The following is a 16,779-nucleotide window of genomic DNA, read 5'->3' on the forward strand; positions in this document are numbered from 1 at the left end:
CGCTTCAGATGATGTGCTCGGGAGCGACCGGGGTGTGCGTGAGGTCCTTGCCGGTGGCGGCGCGGATGGCCGCGACGACGGCCGGGGTGGTGGAGATGGTGGGCGGCTCGCCGACACCGCGAACCCCGTAGGGCGCGTTGTCGTCACCGCGCTCGATGACGTCGATCTCCATCGGCGGCATGTCGAGGATGGTGGGGATCAGGTAGTCGGTGAACGAGGGGTTGCGGATCTTCCCGTCCTTGACCTGGACCTCCTCCATCACCGCCAGCCCGAGGCCCTGCGCCGAGCCGCCCTGGATCTGACCGAGGACGGCTTCGGGGTTCACGGCCTTGCCGACGTCCTGCGCGCAGGCCAGCTGCACGACCTTGACCAGTCCCAGCTCGGTGTCGACGTCGACGACGGCGCGGTGCGCCGAGAAGGCGTGCTGCACCTGCACCATCTCGCTCCTCCCGTCGGCGTCCATCGGGAAGGTCTGCCGGTGGTGGAACTCGCGGGTCTCCTCGATGACGTCGTCGCCCAGCAGCTCGGCGAGGTCGGTGACGACTCCGTCGGCGCCGATCACCTTGCCGCCCTGCAGCGACAGACCCACCGCGGTCCCGAAGCGCTGCACGACCTTGTCGAACAGCACCTCCCGCACGGCCTGGCAGGCCTCCCGCACCGCACCTCCGGTGACGTAGGTCTGCCGCGAGGCGGAGCTGGAACCGGCCGGGCCGACCGAGGTGTCGTTGGGGTGGATGGTCACCCGCTCCACTCCCAGCTCGGTGCGCGCGATCTGCTGCTGCACGGTCACCAGGCCCTGACCGACCTCGGCCGCGGCGGTGTGCACCATGGCGGCCGGTTCGCCGCCGATGAGCTGCAGTCGCACCCGCGCCGTCGAGAAGTCGTCCGCGCCTTCGGAGTAGCAGATGTTCTTGATCGTCACGCCGTAGCCGATGCCGCGCACCACGCCTTCGCCGTGCGTCGTGTTGGACGCCCCGCCGGGGAGCTCGCGGATGTCGGTGGTGTCGCGCTCGGCGGGCATCGGCAGCGCCCGGACGCGTTCCATCAGCTCGGCGACCGGGGCGGGCGAGTCCACGACCTGCCCGGTGGGGATCGTCCCGCCCTGGGCGATGGCGTTGCGGACGCGCAGCTCCACCGGGTCCATGCCGAGCGCGGCCGCGAGCTTGTCCATCTGGGACTCGTAGGCGAAGGTCGGCTGCACCGCGCCGAGCCCGCGCATCGCACCGCACGGCGGGTTGTTGGTGTAGAGCCCCCACCCGTCGATGCGGACGTGGGGAACCTCGTACGGACCGACGCCCAGCGTCGTCGCGTTGCCCACCACGACAGGGGTCTTCGACGCGTACGCGCCGCCGTCGAAGTACTGGTCGGCCTTGACGTACACCAGCTTCCCGTCGCGGGTCGCCCCGTGCTCGTAGTACATCTTCGCCGGGTGCCGGTGCACGTGGCCGTAGAACGACTCCTCGCGGCTGTAGTACATCTTCACCGGCTTGCCGACGTGCATCGCGAGCATGCACACGTGCACCTGGATCGACAGGTCCTCCCGGCCGCCGAACGCGCCGCCGACACCGGACATGGTCATCCGCACCTTCTCCGGCGGGAGTCCCAGCGCCCGTGCGGTCTGCTTCAGGTCGGAGTGCAGGTCCTGGGTGGCCAGGTAGAGCTCGACGCCGCCGTCCTCAGCGGGGATGGCCAGACCGGACTCCGGGCCGAGGAAGGCCTGGTCCTGCATGCCGACGGTGTAGACGCCGGAGACCACGACGTCGGCGGTGGCGTTCGGATCGCCCTTGACGATGTGCTGGTGGCGCACCACGTTCCCGTCCGGGTGCAGCTTCGGCAGGTCCGCGTCGTGCGCGGCGCGCTCGGCGTCGAGCACCGGTGTCAGCACCTCGTACTCGACGACGATGCGCTCCAGCGCGCGCCGTGCGGTCTCCGGGTGATCGGCGGCGACCAGGGCCACCGCTTCTCCGACGTAGCGCACCACCTCGGAGGCCAGCACCGGCTGGTCGACCGTCTTGAGGCCGTAGATGTTCTCGCCCGGCACGTCCTCGGCGGTGAGCACCGTGTGCACGCCGGCCATGGCCATCGCGGGACCGATGTCGATGGAGCGGATGCGGGCGTGCGGGTGCGGGCTGCGCAGCGTCGCGCCCCACAGCATGTCCTCGGCCCACAGGTCGGAGGCGTAGGCGAACTCACCGGTCACCTTCAGCGCGCCGTCCGGGCGCAGCGGGGACTCGCCGATGCCGCCGTCGATGGCGTCGTCGAGCCGTTGCGGCGTCCGCGTGGGTGCCTGAGCACTCGGTCGGTTGGTCATGGTCACGACACCTCCACCAGGCGCGACCGGGCGCTCGCCCGGTCCAGCTCTTCGACGACGTCTTCTCCGGTGAGCACTTCAATTCCGCCGCACAGCAGCGTGTCGACCTGCGGCAACCGACCCAGCACCAGCGCGGCGACCGGATCGGCGATGCCGGTGTGGTCGAGCCCGCCGAGCCGCCACACGGCGATGTCGGCGAGCTTGCCCGGCTCCAGCGAGCCGATCTCGTCCTCGCGGCCGATGCAGCGCGCGCCACCCCGGGTGGCCAGCCGCAGCGCCTCGCGAACGGACAGCGCGCGGGGACCACCGGTGGCGCGGGCGAGCAGCAACGCCTGGCGCATCTCCTCGCCGAGCCCGCCGGACTCGTTCGAAGCGACCCCGTCGACCCCCAGCCCGACGGGGGCACCTGCGTTCAGGAGCCCTCGCACGGGCGCGATCCCGGCGCCCAGCCGGCCGTTGGAGCTCGGGCAGTGCGCGACACCCGTGCCGGTCGCGGCGAGCCGTCCGATCGCGCTCGACGAGAGGTGCACGCCGTGCGCGAGCCACACGTCCGGCCCCAGCCAGCCCAGGTCCTCGGCGTACTCCACCGGAGTGCGGCCGAACTCGGCCCGGCACTGCTCCTCCTCGGTCGTGGTCTCGGCGAGGTGGGTGTGCAGCCGAACGCCGTTGCCCCGGGCCAGTTCCGCGGCCTCCCGCATGAGTTCCGCGCTCACCGAGAACGGCGAGCACGGCCCCACGGCCACCCGGACCCGGGAACCCGGTGCCGGGTCGTGGAAGGAGTCGATGGCCTGCTGCGTTCCGGCCAGCGCCTCGTCGCGGTCCTCGACGACGGAGTCCGGCGGCAGACCGCCCTGGGAGCGGCCGCGGTCCATCGAGCCGCGAACCGCGTGCAGTCGCAGCCCGATCCGCTCGGCGGCGGTGACCACCGCGCCGAACACGTCACCCCCGTCGCGCGGGAACACGTAGTGGTGGTCGGAGGCCGTGGTGCAACCGGAGCGCGCCAGCTGCGCGAGTCCCGCCGAGGCCGCGGCGTGCGCGGTCTCGACGTCCAGCCGCGCCCACACCGGGTAGAGCGCGGTCAGCCACTCGAACAGCGTCGAGTCGACGGCGTGACCGCGCGTCGCCCACTGGTAGAGGTGGTGGTGCGCGTTGACCAGGCCGGGGGTGACCAGGCATCCGGTGGCGTCGATCCGGCGCACCGGAACGTCCTGCGGCGGAGCCGATCCGGGCCCCACGGCGACGATCCGGTCGCCCTCGACGACCACGTGGCCCTCGGCGAACTCGGTCCAGGAGTCATCGACCGCCACGACCGGTCCGCCTTCGATGACGGTCCGCTCGGTCACCGCACCGGGCTGGGAGACCCGGTCGGGAGGGCTGTCATCCATGGCTCCTCCGCGAGGCGGCGAGCCGGACCGCGTCCATGATCTTCTCGTAACCCGTGCAGCGGCACAGGTTCCCGGCCAGGGATTCGCGGATCTCGGCGTCCGACGGCTGCGCCGTGCGCTCCAGCAGGTCGTGGGTCTGCACCAGCAGGCCCGGGGTGCAGAAACCGCACTGCACGGCGCCGGTCTCGACGAACGCCTGCTGCACCGGGTCCAGCTCCTCCTCGTCGGCGAGGCCTTCGACGGTGCGCACCTCGCGACCCTCGGCCTGGCCGGCCGCGACCAGGCACGAACAGGCCGGGACGCCGTCCAGGTAGACCGTGCACGAACCGCATTCGCCCTGCTCGCAGGCGTTCTTCGAACCGGGGAGGCCGAGCCGCTCGCGCAGTACGTACAGCAGGCTCTCGCCCTCCCAGACGTCGTCGGCCTCCTGCCGGCGCCCGTTGACGGTGAAGTTCAGGCGCATTCCTGCCTCCCGGAGCGGTGCTCGTGCCAGGCCCAGCTCAGGGTCCGGCGTGCCAGCACGCCCAGGGCGTGCTGTCGGTACTGGGCGCTGCCGCGCACGTCGTCGATCGGGGACGAGGCCTGCGCGACGAGCTCGCCGAACCGCCGGGCCGCGGAGTCCTCCAGCGCGGCGTCCCAATCGAGCTCGGCGGTGAGGAAGTCCTCGGCCTCCCGAGCTCTGACCGGGGTCGGTGCGGCCGAGCCGATGCCGGTGCCGACGGTGCGGCTCGCGGGATCCAGCGAGATCGCGAACGTGCACACCGCGATGACCATCGCGTTGCGGGTGCCGACCTTGGAGAACTGCTGCGGGCCGGCGGCCGGTGCGATCCGGATGGCGGCGATGAGCTCGTCGGGTTCGAGGACGTTGCGCTTCGGGCCCGCGAAGAACTCCTCGACCGGGATCACCCGGCTGCCGCGCACGGACTCGGCCACGACGCTCGCGCCCGCGGCGAGCAGCGACGGATGCGCATCACCGGCGGGGGAGGCGGAGCCGAGGTTCCCGCCGACGGTGCCGCGGTTGCGGATCTGCGGCGATCCCACGGTGCGGCTGGCCATGGCCAGCCCGGGGACGCGCTCGCCCAGCTCCTCGATGATCCGCGCGTAGGGCACGCCCGGGCCGATGTGCAGCACGTCGCCGTCCGGCGCCCACTCGGCGAGCTCCGGCACGCTCGTGAGGTCGAGCAGGTGCTCCGGCCGCTGCCGGTCGAAGTTCAGCTCGACCATCACGTCGGTCCCGCCCGCGATCGGCGTCGCGTCCGGATACGCGGCCTTCGCTTCGAGCGCTTCCCGCCAGCTGGCGGGGCGGAGGAATTCCACGTCGTACTCCTTCGTCGACCGGCCCATGCGCTGATGTGGCCCAGTACACATTCGGCGAGTAGTCGCTGGCTAGCGGGCGAAACCCCGAAAAAGACGTTCCCCTGAACGGGTGTCGTTGTAGCTTCCTACGAAGACCGGGGATCCGCTCGACGTCCTCGCCCCTCCGGAGGTGACGGCGTGAGCAGCTCCGCAACCCTCGAACGCCACGGGAGAGGCGCGGTCGGCCACCCGGTGTCGCGGTCGTTCTCGCAGCGGAACCGGCCTGACGCTCCGTCGGCGCCATGTGCTCGGGTGGGGTAGGGAGAACGCGGCCACGTCTGACGAACGGGGAACGAAGAGTGCGGCTCAGGGATCTGCTCGCGGACGACGAGCTCGGCCTCGTGCTGCTCAACGACGCGGACGCGCTGGACCGGCCCGTTCGCGGCGTCTACATCACCGACCTCATCGACCCGCGCCGCTACCTCACCGGCGGTGAGCTGGTGCTCAGCGGCCTGGTCTGGCACTCGGGGCCGGAGGACTCCGAGCGGTTCGTCGAAGCGCTCGTCGACGCAGGGGTCGCGGGTCTCGCGGCCGGGACGGCGAGGCTCGGGCACGCACCGGCCGACCTGGTGAAATCCTGCCGGGCGCACGGGCTGCCGGTGTTCGAGGTCCCGATCTCGGTCAGCTTCAACGCGCTCGCCGAACGCATCCAGTGGCGGGCCGCGCCCCGCCGCGAGCTGATCTCGGCGGTCGCCGCGGGAGCCGACCTGGACCGAGTGCTGCGAATGGCCGCCGACGATCTCGACGCCGACTGCTGGGTCCTGTCGGCGACCGGCTGGGTCGTCGGAGGAACCGCCGAACTGGCGGAGCAGACCCGAGCGGACGCCCTCGCCGAGTTCGCCCGCGGACGACTGCCGCGCACCGCGCGCGCCGGCGAACCGCACGTGCTGTGGCCGGTGGAATCCGGTGCCGAACCGGTCGCCGCCCAGTGGTTCGCACTGGTCAGCGGCGACCTGGTCGAGTGGGACGAACACCGCGAAGCGGTGGCCACCGACCTGGGCACCGTCGTCGCTCTCGTGCGCGCACGCGTCGACGAAGCTCGTCGCATCGCCGGTCGCTCGGTCGAAGCCGCGCTGCGCAGGCTCCTGGAAGGCAGCTCCTCGCCCACCGAGGTCGCCGCCCGGCTCGAAACCGCCGGGTTGCCCGCCGACGAACCGCTGCGCGCGGTGGTGATGGGCGTCGGCGACTCCACCCGGTCGACGACGCTGCTCCGCGAGATCGCGGCGGCCACCGGCATGGCCTCGGTCACCGCACCGCTGGGCGATGGCGCCGCCGCGCTGTTCGTCGACACCCACGAGCACCTCGCGGACCTGGAGCAGCAGCTGCGGGGCATCGTCTCCGACGTCGAAGCCGGTTTGGGGGAGCGGCGGCTCACGATGGGCGTCAGCGACACCACGGCCGCCACCGCGTTGCGCGGAGCCCTCGACGAAGCCGCCTACGCCCGCAAGCTCGCCGATCAGCGACGAGGGCGAGCGGAGGTCGCCGTTGCCGCCGAACTCGCCTCGCACGAGGTGCTGCTGGCCTCCACCTCCGACGAACTGCGCCGCTCGTACCGGGAACGGCTGCTGGCCGACGTCATCGCCTACGACGCCGCGCACGGATCGGAGCTGCTGCGCACGCTGCGCGTCTTCCTGGACAACAACGGCTCCTGGTCGCGCTGCTCGCAACTGCTGCACGTGCACGTCAACACGCTGCGCTACCGGGTCCAGCGCGTCGAGGAGCTCACCGGACGCGACCTGGCCGACTTCTCCACGAGAGTGGACTTCTACCTGGCCCTCCGCCTGGACTCCGACGCCTAGGAACGACATGCCCGGTCTCGGTAGCCTGATCAGCCGGGCCGGTTCTCCGGGCGGGAGGCGCACTCATGACCGACCGCGAACTCCTCGACATCGGCGCGGCTCTGACGCCGTCGGCCGATGAGCCGGTGACCTCCGGTGATGTGCAGGCGCTCCGCACCATCGCCGCCCACGCCGTGGCGCTCGACGGACGGCGCGGCGGTGCCGGCCTGCTCCCCTCGGTGACGAGCGCTTTCAGGGCCGCGTCGGCGCGGCTGGCGACCGGCGACCACCCGGCCGGTCTCGAAGCCGACTTCACCGCCGCGGTGGCCGAACTCGGCGAAGTCGCCGGGTGGCTCGCGTTCGACTCCCTCCAGCACGGCGAGGCCCGCTGCCTCAACCTGCGGGCCCTGCGCCTCGCACGACTGGCCGGGGACGCCCGCATGGAGATGTTCCTGCTGGGCAACATGGCACTGCTGGCGCAGGAAACCGGACGGGCCCGCGAGTCGCTGCGCCTCGTCGAGCTGGTGGAGCGCTTCCGGTTGTCCCCGAGGGTGCGGGTCATGGCCTCGCTCAGGCGCTCACGGGCCCTCGCCGACCTCGGTGACGAACGCGCGCTCGCTCTCCTCCACCAGGCGCAATCGCAGGTGGACGAGTCGGTCATTCGTGCCGACCCCGAGTGGACGTGGTGGGTCGACCGCCGCGAACTCGTCCTGCACGAGGGCAGCGCGTGGCGCGCGGTCGGCAGGCTGGACAAGGCCGTGGACCGCTACGCCGCGGCGCTCGAAGGCGTGCCCGAGGCCTATCGGTGGTCGGCCTGGGTCGGCGGTTCCTGGCTCGTCGGCGCGTTGGTCGAGGCGCGGTCGTGGTCTGAAGCCGAAACCGCCGCGAACGAGCTGGCACCTCTCGCGCGAGAGGTGTCGTCCGGCCGCGCGACCCAGCGGCTCCGCGAGGCATCGGCCACGGCGAAGGCCCTGCGCGCCCCGTCCAGCCTCGAGGACCTGCTCACCGCGCTGGCCAGCGGCTAGAGCGCTGGACCACGACGTGCGAGGAGCCGGGGATCGCGCTTCGCCGGAGGCGACCGGCCGTGGCGCGCGGGTCGCCCCGAGTCGTCCGGCCCGGTGCGCGTGCTCACAACTTCGCGGGCGGTTCGAAATCTGACTTCGAGAGCGGTACCGTGCTTGGTCGCAGTTGCGGTCGCGCAGCGTCGAGCCGCAGGCGAGGAAGACGGGACGAGAACCCACCGATCCCCGAGACGGAGGTAACGGGATTGACCGATCTGTCCGCCACCACCGGCGTGACGGACCGCCTGAGCGGCACCGCGCAGCAGGAGCCCGGGCGGGACAACGGGAATCCGGATCCCATCCGGCGATTCCTGGATCAGTACAACCCCGAAACCCCTTGCCTCGTCATGGATCTGGCGCACGTGCGGAAGCGCTACCGGCAACTGCGCACCGCCTTGCCGGACGCGCGCATCTGCTACGCGGTCAAGGCCAACCCGACCCCCGAGCTCGTCGGCGAGCTCGTCTCCGAGGGCGCCTCGTTCGACGTCGCCAGCCCGGGTGAGATCGAGTTGTGCCTGGCCAAGGGCGCGGCACCCGAGTCGCTCTCCTACGGCAACACCATCAAGAAGCGCCGCGACGTCGCCCGCGCCTTCCAGCAGGGCGTGCGGCTGTTCGCCACCGACAGCGAAGCCGACCTGACCAACATCGCCGAGGTCGCGCCCGGTTCGCAGGTGTTCTGCCGCGTCCTGGTCGACAACACCGGCTCCAAGACCCCGTTCGGCCGCAAGTTCGGCTGCACCCCCGCGCAAGCCGCGCGCTTGCTCGTGCGCGCCCGAGACCTGGGCCTCGATCCCTGCGGCGTCTCGTTCCACATCGGATCGCAGCAGCTGGACCCGGCCGCCTACCAGCACGGGATCGCGGCGGCCGCCCGCGTGTTCGCCGACTGCGCCGAGCAGGGCGTGCGTCCGCGGATGGTCAACCTGGGCGGTGGCCTCCCGGCCGAGTACACCGACACCGCGCCTCCGCTGGCCGACTACGTCACGGCCGTCGAACGAGCGCTGGAGCGCGCTTTCGGGCCGCAGCGACCGGAACTGCTCGTCGAGCCCGGACGGTTCCTCGTCGGTGATGCCGGTGTGCTGCGCAGCGAGGTCGTGCTGGTCACCGACTCGTGCGACGGGCAGAGGCGCTGGGTGTACCTCGACATCGGGCGCTACAACGGACTCGCCGAGACCGAGGGCGAGGCCATCACCTACCGGCTGCGCACCTCGCGCGACGGGGACCCGGCCGGTCCGATCGTGCTGGCCGGACCGACCTGCGACGGTGATGACGTGCTCTACCAGCGGACCCACTACGAGCTGCCGCGCACGCTGCGCGGTGGTGACCACGTGGATCTGCTGTCGGCGGGCGCGTACACCGCGAGCTATTCATCGGTGGGTTTCAACGGGTTCACCCCGTTGCCCACCTATTGCGTCGATGGCGATCAGCGGCCGTGATCTGCTGCGGCACAACCGCCCGCAGCGCGTGCTCTCCGCGGACGAAGAGCGAGACGCGGCAAATCTGCGAAATGATGGGAGGTCGATAGATGTCCGTTGACACCGGAGCACAGGTCGGTCTGTTCACCGGCAGGCACGTCCTTGCAGAACTCGAAGGCGTGGAACCGGCGCTGCTGGACGACGAGCAGTACCTGCGCGAAGTCCTGCACAACGCGTTGAGCGAGTCGGACGCCACGGTGTGCCAGATGATCGCCAAGCGGTTCGACCCGCAAGGCGTCACGGTGTTGGCGCTGCTGTCGGAGTCCCACGCCTCGATGCACACGTACCCGGAAGACGGCTCGATCTTCATCGACGTGTTCACCTGCGGCCACACCGCGAAGCCGGAGCTGGCCGTGGAACTGCTCGCCGAAGCGCTGCAGCCGACCTCCAAGCACGTGCAGACCATTGAACGCGGGCACGACTACGCCGAACTGGTCTGCTGACGCGGTCTTTTCGCGTGTCGGCGGGCCCGCCACGGGAGCCGGCGGGATGCTGGGCACACATCAATGGGGAATTCAGGAGGAACACCGTTGATCGAACTCGACGGGCACCGGTGGATCAAGGAGCCGATGGGCGACGACCTGCAGCGACTGTGGCGGGTGGACGACGTGCTGTGGGAGGGCGACACCCCCTACCAGCACGTGGTGATCGCGCGCACCGCGCAGGGCATCTCGCTGTTCTGCGACGACGATCGGCAGAGCACCGAGTTCTCCCAGCTGGTCTACCACGAGGCCATGATGGTGCCGGCGTTCCTGCTGGCCGCGCAGGTGGAGCGGGTGCTGATCATCGGGTCGAGCGAGGGCGTGGCCAGCCAGATGGCGGTGGCCGCCGGCGCGACCCGGGTCGATCACGTCGACATCGACGAGCTGTGCGTGCGCAAGTGCGCCGAGCACCTGCCCTACGGCTACACGCCGGAGGAGCTGGCCGCCGCCGAGAAGGGCGAGGGTCCGGTCACGATCCACTTCGCCGACGGCTGGAGCTTCCTGGACACGGCCCCGCCGGAGGGCTACGACATCGTCGTGGTCGACCTCCCCGACGAGCGCGCTGACGACGCCGACGGCCAGCACAACCGGCTCTACGGCCTGGAGTTCGTCCAGCGCTGCCAGTCGGTGCTCTCCGCCGGTGGCGTGGTGGCCTTCCAAGGCGGTTGCCCGACGGTGTGGCGGAACGAGACGCTGATCCGCGCCTACAACCGATTCCAGTCGGCGTTCGAGACGGTCACCTACTTCGGCTCCGACGAGCACGAGTGGGCGTTCCTGTTCGGCCGGGTCGAGCCCATCGACGACCCGATCAACCTCATGCTCGAAGCGCTCCCCACCAGCGGCTACGAGCCCAGGACGATCGACGACGCCTCGCTGATCGGCGCCACGGTCGCCCCGTACTCGCTGCGCAACCAGTCCTGACCGGTGCCGGAGGTGGGCGGACGACGTCCACCTCCGGTTCGGCCGGCTACAGCGAGTCGAGGTAGGGGTGGAAGGCCTGGGTTCCGTCCCGAGGGAGGAACCACTGGTCGAACGCGAGCCCTCGGTCGTGCAGCTCGGCCTCGACCTTGGCAGCCTGCTCGACGACCTCCGGCTCCGCCTCGGCGGCCAGCGGGACGTCGACCTCGTACAGCTCGTGGTGTTCGACCCCGCCGAAGGCCTTCTCCGCGAACGCCTCGAACAGGGGCTCGCTGGTGTCCCAGTCCATGAGCTCGGCGGCTTCCAGGACCACCCGCGCCTCGTTGAGCACCAGACGCAGCGCGAGCGCCTCGGCGACGCTGCGCGGGGGCTGCCACGTCGGCTCGGTGAGCCGGACGGTCACGGCGCCGGAGGCGAGCACGAAAGCCCTGGCGAAGAACGCGTCGTAGCGTCGGTCGTAGCAGGGCGGCAGCTCCTCGAGCACGAGCAGGCCGACCGCGTCGGCGACGGTCGCGTTGTTGACCGCCAGCGCGAGCTCGTCGTAGAAGATCTCGTCGGTCACCACCCGCACCGCGTGCACCAGCGCACCCGCGGCCAGCGTCGCCTGCTCGCCCTCGACGCCGAAGGCATCGCTGCGGAAGGCCCGCAGCCGCGGGGCCAGGCCGGAGAGCCGCTTCTTCCAGTGCTCGAGGTCCATCGCGGGTTCGCCGGAGGAGTCCAGCACCTCCTCGATGGCTGCCTGCAACGCGTCGTCGGCGTCGACCCCGTCGGCCGCGGCCAACCGCTCGTTGAACTCGTCCTCGGTGATGCGCACGGCCGAGTCGGACACGGACCAGCCGATCAGCAGCTCGGTCTCGACGATGAGCTCGTCCAGCACCGACGCCGCACCCTCCTCGGCGGCCTGCAACGACGGCGCGTCCAAGGCGAGCAGGACGCTCACGCCCGCCGGGTGCACGGTGATGCGGTAGTCCAGCACGTCGATCTCGGACTCGCCGGGCCCGCTGACCCCCTCGACCATCGCGAGGTGGCGGTCCAGGACCGCCGCGACCCCTTCTTGCTGCAGCGGGTCCAGCTCGACCACCTCGGCAGGTGGTGCCAGCTCTGCCGTCACCGCGTAGTCCACCGCGTATCGCCCTCTCCTCGACTGCTGGTCGGCATGGTACGGCGTCGCCCCGGCGGTGACCCGTCCACCGGACGGGGTGTCGTGGTCGGCGATGATGGTCGCGTGACGACGAGCGTGGTGGTCTTCGGCAGCTGCAACATGGACCTGGTGGCGTACGTGCCGGTCGCGCCCAAGCAGGGTGAGACGGTCACCGGCCGCGAGTTCCGCACGGTCCCCGGCGGCAAGGGCGCCAACCAGGCGATCGCCGCCGCCAAGGCGGGCGCGGAAACGCGCATGATCGGAGCGGTCGGCGGCGACGAGTTCGGCGACGAGATCCGCCGCGTGCTCCAAGATTCCACCGTGGACACACGTGGCCTGCGAACGGCGCCCGGTCGGAGCGGAACGGCGCACATCGTGGTCGACGACGGCGGTGACAACTCGATCGTCGTGATCCCGGCTGCCAACGGATCCGTGGACGCGCTCGCCGACGGCGACGAGGCGATCATCGCGGGTTCGGACAGCCTGCTGCTCCAGCTGGAGATCCCGCAGTCCGGGGTGGTGGCCGCGGCGGCCGCGGGCAAGCGCAACGGCGTGCGGGTCGTGCTCACCCCCGCCCCGGCGGTGCCTCTGCCGGAGGACCTGCTGCGCGAGGTGGACCTGCTGGTGCCCAACGAGCACGAGGCCGCGGTGCTGACCGGACACGACGACGCCCGACGAGCGCTTCCCGCGCTGCTGGAGCTGGTGCCCGAGGTCGTGATCACGCTGGGTGCCCGGGGCTGCGTCTATGGCAACCGCGACGGCGTCCGCCACGAGGTGCCCGCGTTCGACGTTCAGGCCGTGGACACCACGGCGGCCGGCGACACCTTCGTCGGAGTGCTCAGCGCCTCGCTGGGAGCGGGCGCTGAGGTCCCCGAGGCGTTGCGGCGTGCCGCCGCCGGGTCGGCGCTGTCGGTGCAGCGCAATGGCGCGACCAGCGCGATGCCCGATCGAGAGGAAATCGACCGGTTCGTCGCGAACGCTTAGTCGGTACTTCCCATTGACCGTGCCCGCCAGAGCGGTGACCAATGGTGGGTAATGCGCGGGCATTCACCGGGCGGCCGGAAAGTTCCGGAGGAACCACGTCCGGCCGCCCGTGCCCGGCTGTTCACTGAGCGTTGTCGAATGCCTCGACGATCTCAGCCGGAATGCGGCCACGGTCGGAAACCTGCATGCCCTGTTCCCGAGCCCATTCCCGAATGGCCTGGTTGCGTTCGCGGTCGGCCTGCGTCGGCGCGCCCGAGGGCTTGCCGGGCTTGTTGCCGGACCGCTTGCGGCCACCGGTCTTGCGCGCGCTGGCCACGAAAGAGGCCAACCCGTCCCGCAGTTTCGCGGCGTTGTCGTCGGACAGGTCGATTTGGTAGTTGACCCCGTCCAGGGCGAACTCGACAGTGTTGTCGGCTTGCGAGCCGTCGACATCGTCGACCAGCTGCACGGTGACTTTCTGCGCCACGGTTAAACCTCGATTCCGGCTCGAATCCAGTCTCAGCCCGCACGTGCCCGCGCGACGAAGAGCGAGCGAACAATAAACGATCGCCCGAAGAATGTTCCACCCGGTCTCGAAATTCGGTCCAGGAACCGATTACCTCGGGTGAAACGGCCGCGTTCGGTTACCGTCCGTTAGAGGGCAGGACACCGGCGCGTTGCGATGACGTCCCCTGCGCCGAGCGGTTTTCGGCCGGGCGAGCCGTTGTTCTAAGGTTGAGTGCGAGACATCTGCTAAGCGCCGTGCTACAACGTGGTCAGAACCAGCAGTAGTCTTGCCTGGAAGTCGCGGATCGAGACGGGGCGCGTTCCCGAGACAGGTGATCATGGCCGAGCGGATTCAGGTTGATCTCGTCGATGACATCGACGGGTCGCCAGCCAAGCACACCGTCACTTTCGCCCTGGACGGTGTGAGCTACGAGATCGACCTGAACGACGGCAACGCCGAAGCGCTGCGTTCTGTCCTCGACCGCTACATCAAGGCCGCCCGCGCGCCCAAACCGGCAGCTCCGCGCAGCACCAAGCAGCAGGAGCGCGAAGACGAGCAGGCGCGCCAGGCGAACAAGCAGCTCACCGAGCAGATCCGCGGTGCTGCCGCGCGCACCCGCGAGGCGCTGAAGAAGCCCGAGTCGGAAGAGTCCGCCGAGGCTCCCGCCGAGGAAGCGGAGCCGGAGGTGGTCGCCGTCGACGAGGCGAAGCCGGCCTCCTCCGAGGGTCCCTCGGTGTCGCTCCCGCTCTTCTCCTCCGCGGTCGACTGACCGCGACCGCGAAAAACCGCACCGGAGCGCTGGGCGCTGAGTCCGGTGCGGTTCGAGTGGTCTGACGGCTGCTCAGTCCGCGGCGCGGTGCCTGCGCGCGCGAGAGCGGGTACCCGTGGAGCGCGTTTCCTTCGCGGGTGCCGAGTCCGCTCCTGCGGTGAGTGCGGCCGCGAACTCCGGTGGGGCGCTCGGGCCCCAATTGCGGTCCTCCGGATCCGCCAGAGTGTTGCGCAGCTCGGTGTATATCGGAGTCGTGTCCACTGCTACCCCCGTTCTGACGAGACGTCGGCAGGCTACCCGCGAACTCGCGAAGTGCCCTCCCTGAAGACCATCTACCACCCGAAGGTGGACGGCGCACTCGTCGAGCCGACACCCCGTTCCACCCGCTGTTTGCCCTTTCCGGCGCTGTGACCTGGGGTTTTGGCTTTAGAGGGGGGTGGTGTTCACCGGGTTTTTCGGGGTGCGTAAAGTATTCCAAGTCAGAGCGACACGGACCGGGAAAAACCGGGCCGGGCCTGACGGGGCCCCGAGAACTTCGTGAATGCCTTTGGGTGTTAGCGTGGTGGGACCCCGGTGAGAACGGGTAAGACCTTTTGATAATGTGAATACCGATTGAGCGGTTGTTTCTGCTTGGTGTTGCCGGGTACGGGGCTTTGTTGAAGGTCACGGAATGGCGACGGACGAGAATGAGACCCCCCGGTTTGACCGAGGAAATCAGGATGGTCTAAAGTAGGGATCACCGCGAGAGCGGGAAAACATCGAGGAAATGACTCCCCGGAGTTTGCGGCCCTGATGGGTTGTGGGTGATGGTGTGGGTGTGTTCTTTGAGAACTCAACAGCGGATCATTTTGGTTAGTGTTCTTTTATGCCCCTGACCAGCATCTTTTTGGTGGTGGTTGGTGGTTTCTTTGAGTATCACGCTCCAACCTTTGGGTTGTTGAGTGTGTGCTGGGATTGTTTCAACAAAGCATTGTTGGAGAGTTTGATCCTGGCTCAGGACGAACGCTGGCGGCGTGCTTAACACATGCAAGTCGAACGATGAAGCCGCTTCGGTGGTGGATTAGTGGCGAACGGGTGAGTAACACGTGGGTAATCTGCCCTGCACTCTGGGATAAGCCTTGGAAACGAGGTCTAATACCGGATATGACATACGGCCGCATGGTCTGTGTGTGGAAAGTTCCGGCGGTGCAGGATGAACCCGCGGCCTATCAGCTTGTTGGTGGGGTAGTGGCCTACCAAGGCGACGACGGGTAGCCGGCCTGAGAGGGTGACCGGCCACACTGGGACTGAGACACGGCCCAGACTCCTACGGGAGGCAGCAGTGGGGAATCTTGCGCAATGGGCGAAAGCCTGACGCAGCAACGCCGCGTGGGGGATGACGGCCTTCGGGTTGTAAACCTCTTTCGACAGGGACGAAGCTTTCGGGTGACGGTACCTGTAGAAGAAGCACCGGCTAACTACGTGCCAGCAGCCGCGGTAATACGTAGGGTGCGAGCGTTGTCCGGATTTATTGGGCGTAAAGAGCTCGTAGGCGGTTTGTCGCGTCGGCCGTGAAAACCTGCAGCTTAACTGTGGGCGTGCGGTCGATACGGGCAGACTTGAGTTCGGCAGGGGAGACTGGAATTCCTGGTGTAGCGGTGAAATGCGCAGATATCAGGAGGAACACCGGTGGCGAAGGCGGGTCTCTGGGCCGATACTGACGCTGAGGAGCGAAAGCATGGGGAGCGAACAGGATTAGATACCCTGGTAGTCCATGCCGTAAACGTTGGGCGCTAGGTGTGGGGATGGGTTCCACCGTTTCCGTGCCGTAGCTAACGCATTAAGCGCCCCGCCTGGGGAGTACGGCCGCAAGGCTAAAACTCAAAGGAATTGACGGGGGCCCGCACAAGCGGCGGAGCATGTGGATTAATTCGATGCAACGCGAAGAACCTTACCTGGGTTTGACATGCACTAGACAGCCGTAGAGATACGGTTTCCCTTGTGGTTGGTGTACAGGTGGTGCATGGCTGTCGTCAGCTCGTGTCGTGAGATGTTGGGTTAAGTCCCGCAACGAGCGCAACCCTTACCCTACGTTGCCAGCGGGTTATGCCGGGGACTCGTGGGGGACTGCCGGGGTCAACTCGGAGGAAGGTGGGGATGACGTCAAGTCATCATGCCCCTTATGCCCAGGGCTTCACACATGCTACAATGGCTGGTACAGAGGGCTGCGATACCGTGAGGTGGAGCGAATCCCTTAAAGCCGGTCTCAGTTCGGATCGGGGTCTGCAACTCGACCCCGTGAAGTCGGAGTCGCTAGTAATCGCAGATCAGCATTGCTGCGGTGAATACGTTCCCGGGCCTTGTACACACCGCCCGTCACGTCATGAAAGTCGGTAACACCCGAAGCCCATGGCCTAACCCTTTGGGAGGGAGTGGTCGAAGGTGGGACTGGCGATTGGGACGAAGTCGTAACAAGGTAGCCGTACCGGAAGGTGCGGCTGGATCACCTCCTTTCTAAGGAGCAAGATAAACCCAGCGTTTTCGCTGGAGTTTCCGAGTGGAGTGGCCGCATGTGTCACTGCTCGGGTGCTCGATGGATTGTGGAACACACTAACTTTCGCTGGCTGTGTGCTGGTGCTTTATGGTCCGCTGTTGG

General features: G+C 68.9%; 13 protein-coding genes and 1 rRNA gene. 8 read left to right on the forward strand and 6 right to left on the reverse strand.

Annotated features, from left to right (window positions below; genetic code table 11):
- Positions 1-4 precede the first annotated feature (4 nt).
- Genes pucD through FHU35_RS23500 form a run of 4 tightly spaced genes read right to left on the reverse strand, consistent with a single transcriptional unit; the run spans position 5 to position 5,013 of the window.
- On the reverse strand, positions 5-2,311 hold the full coding sequence (pucD, locus tag FHU35_RS23485) for a xanthine dehydrogenase subunit D (RefSeq protein WP_145743373.1): 2,307 nt from the start codon (positions 2,309-2,311) through the stop codon (positions 5-7).
- A 2-nt stretch (positions 2,312-2,313) separates the two neighbouring features.
- On the reverse strand, positions 2,314-3,696 hold the full coding sequence (locus tag FHU35_RS23490) for an 8-oxoguanine deaminase (protein ID WP_145743375.1): 1,383 nt from the start codon (positions 3,694-3,696) through the stop codon (positions 2,314-2,316).
- A complete protein-coding gene (locus FHU35_RS23495; RefSeq protein ID WP_145743376.1) occupies positions 3,689-4,159 on the reverse strand; it encodes a (2Fe-2S)-binding protein in 471 nt (156 codons plus the stop codon). Before FHU35_RS23495 ends, FHU35_RS23490 begins: the two co-directional genes overlap by 8 nt.
- Entirely contained in the window at positions 4,150-5,013 is an 864-nt protein-coding gene (locus FHU35_RS23500) for an FAD binding domain-containing protein (RefSeq protein WP_145743841.1), read from the reverse strand. Before FHU35_RS23500 ends, FHU35_RS23495 begins: the two co-directional genes overlap by 10 nt.
- Before the next feature lie 338 nt (positions 5,014-5,351).
- Here FHU35_RS23500 and FHU35_RS23505 point away from each other — a divergent pair, with 338 nt between their 5' ends.
- The 5 genes from FHU35_RS23505 to FHU35_RS23525 all read left to right on the forward strand — a co-directional run bounded on the left by FHU35_RS23505 (position 5,352) and on the right by FHU35_RS23525 (position 10,766).
- Positions 5,352-6,851 (forward strand): PucR family transcriptional regulator, encoded by a 1,500-nt coding sequence (locus FHU35_RS23505; RefSeq protein ID WP_246110525.1) that lies wholly within the window; start codon positions 5,352-5,354, stop codon positions 6,849-6,851.
- Between the two features lie 65 nt (positions 6,852-6,916).
- Positions 6,917-7,855, forward strand: coding sequence for an NsdA family TPR-like regulatory protein (locus tag FHU35_RS23510; RefSeq protein WP_246110526.1), 939 nt, complete (start codon positions 6,917-6,919; stop codon positions 7,853-7,855).
- Between the two features lie 242 nt (positions 7,856-8,097).
- Positions 8,098-9,324, forward strand: a complete 1,227-nt coding sequence (locus tag FHU35_RS23515; RefSeq protein ID WP_145743380.1) for a type III PLP-dependent enzyme — start codon at positions 8,098-8,100, stop codon at positions 9,322-9,324.
- Positions 9,325-9,413: 89 nt separating this feature from the next.
- Positions 9,414-9,806 (forward strand): adenosylmethionine decarboxylase, encoded by a 393-nt coding sequence (speD, locus tag FHU35_RS23520; RefSeq protein ID WP_145743383.1) that lies wholly within the window; start codon positions 9,414-9,416, stop codon positions 9,804-9,806.
- Positions 9,807-9,893: 87 nt separating this feature from the next.
- Positions 9,894-10,766: a spermidine synthase gene (locus tag FHU35_RS23525; RefSeq protein ID WP_145743385.1), complete on the forward strand. Its 873-nt coding sequence runs from the start codon at positions 9,894-9,896 to the stop codon at positions 10,764-10,766.
- 46 nt (positions 10,767-10,812) lie between these two features.
- Here FHU35_RS23525 and FHU35_RS23530 read toward each other — a convergent pair whose 3' ends face one another.
- Entirely contained in the window at positions 10,813-11,886 is a 1,074-nt protein-coding gene (locus tag FHU35_RS23530) for a hypothetical protein (protein ID WP_145743386.1), read from the reverse strand.
- 102 nt (positions 11,887-11,988) lie between these two features.
- Between FHU35_RS23530 and rbsK the strand changes: the two genes are divergently transcribed.
- Complete coding sequence (gene rbsK, locus FHU35_RS23535; RefSeq protein ID WP_145743388.1) at positions 11,989-12,888, forward strand: ribokinase; 900 nt, start codon at positions 11,989-11,991, stop codon at positions 12,886-12,888.
- A gap of 121 nt (positions 12,889-13,009) precedes the next feature.
- On the opposite strand, the gene FHU35_RS23540 is transcribed toward rbsK, so the two are convergent.
- Positions 13,010-13,354, reverse strand: a complete 345-nt coding sequence (locus FHU35_RS23540; RefSeq protein ID WP_145743390.1) for a histone-like nucleoid-structuring protein Lsr2 — start codon at positions 13,352-13,354, stop codon at positions 13,010-13,012.
- A 358-nt stretch (positions 13,355-13,712) separates the two neighbouring features.
- Here FHU35_RS23540 and FHU35_RS23545 point away from each other — a divergent pair, with 358 nt between their 5' ends.
- Positions 13,713-14,144: a histone-like nucleoid-structuring protein Lsr2 gene (locus FHU35_RS23545; RefSeq protein WP_145743392.1), complete on the forward strand. Its 432-nt coding sequence runs from the start codon at positions 13,713-13,715 to the stop codon at positions 14,142-14,144.
- Between the two features lie 970 nt (positions 14,145-15,114).
- Positions 15,115-16,637, forward strand: a 16S ribosomal RNA gene (locus FHU35_RS23555).
- Positions 16,638-16,779: the final 142 nt, after the last annotated feature.

Source organism: Saccharopolyspora dendranthemae, from assembly GCF_007829955.1.
GTDB lineage: Bacteria > Actinomycetota > Actinomycetes > Mycobacteriales > Pseudonocardiaceae > Saccharopolyspora > Saccharopolyspora dendranthemae.

Excerpts from the sequence above, each read along its gene's own strand:
- FHU35_RS23510 (WP_246110526.1), top strand. The coding sequence starts at position 6,917 with ATGACCGACCGCGAACTCCTCGACATCGGCGCGGCTCTGACGCCGTCG.
- FHU35_RS23490 (WP_145743375.1), bottom strand. The coding sequence starts at position 3,696 with ATGGATGACAGCCCTCCCGACCGGGTCTCCCAGCCCGGTGCGGTGACC.
- pucD (WP_145743373.1), bottom strand. The coding sequence starts at position 2,311 with ATGACCAACCGACCGAGTGCTCAGGCACCCACGCGGACGCCGCAACGG.
- FHU35_RS23545 (WP_145743392.1), top strand. The coding sequence starts at position 13,713 with ATGGCCGAGCGGATTCAGGTTGATCTCGTCGATGACATCGACGGGTCG.
- FHU35_RS23495 (WP_145743376.1), bottom strand. The coding sequence starts at position 4,159 with ATGCGCCTGAACTTCACCGTCAACGGGCGCCGGCAGGAGGCCGACGAC.
- speD (WP_145743383.1), top strand. The coding sequence starts at position 9,414 with ATGTCCGTTGACACCGGAGCACAGGTCGGTCTGTTCACCGGCAGGCAC.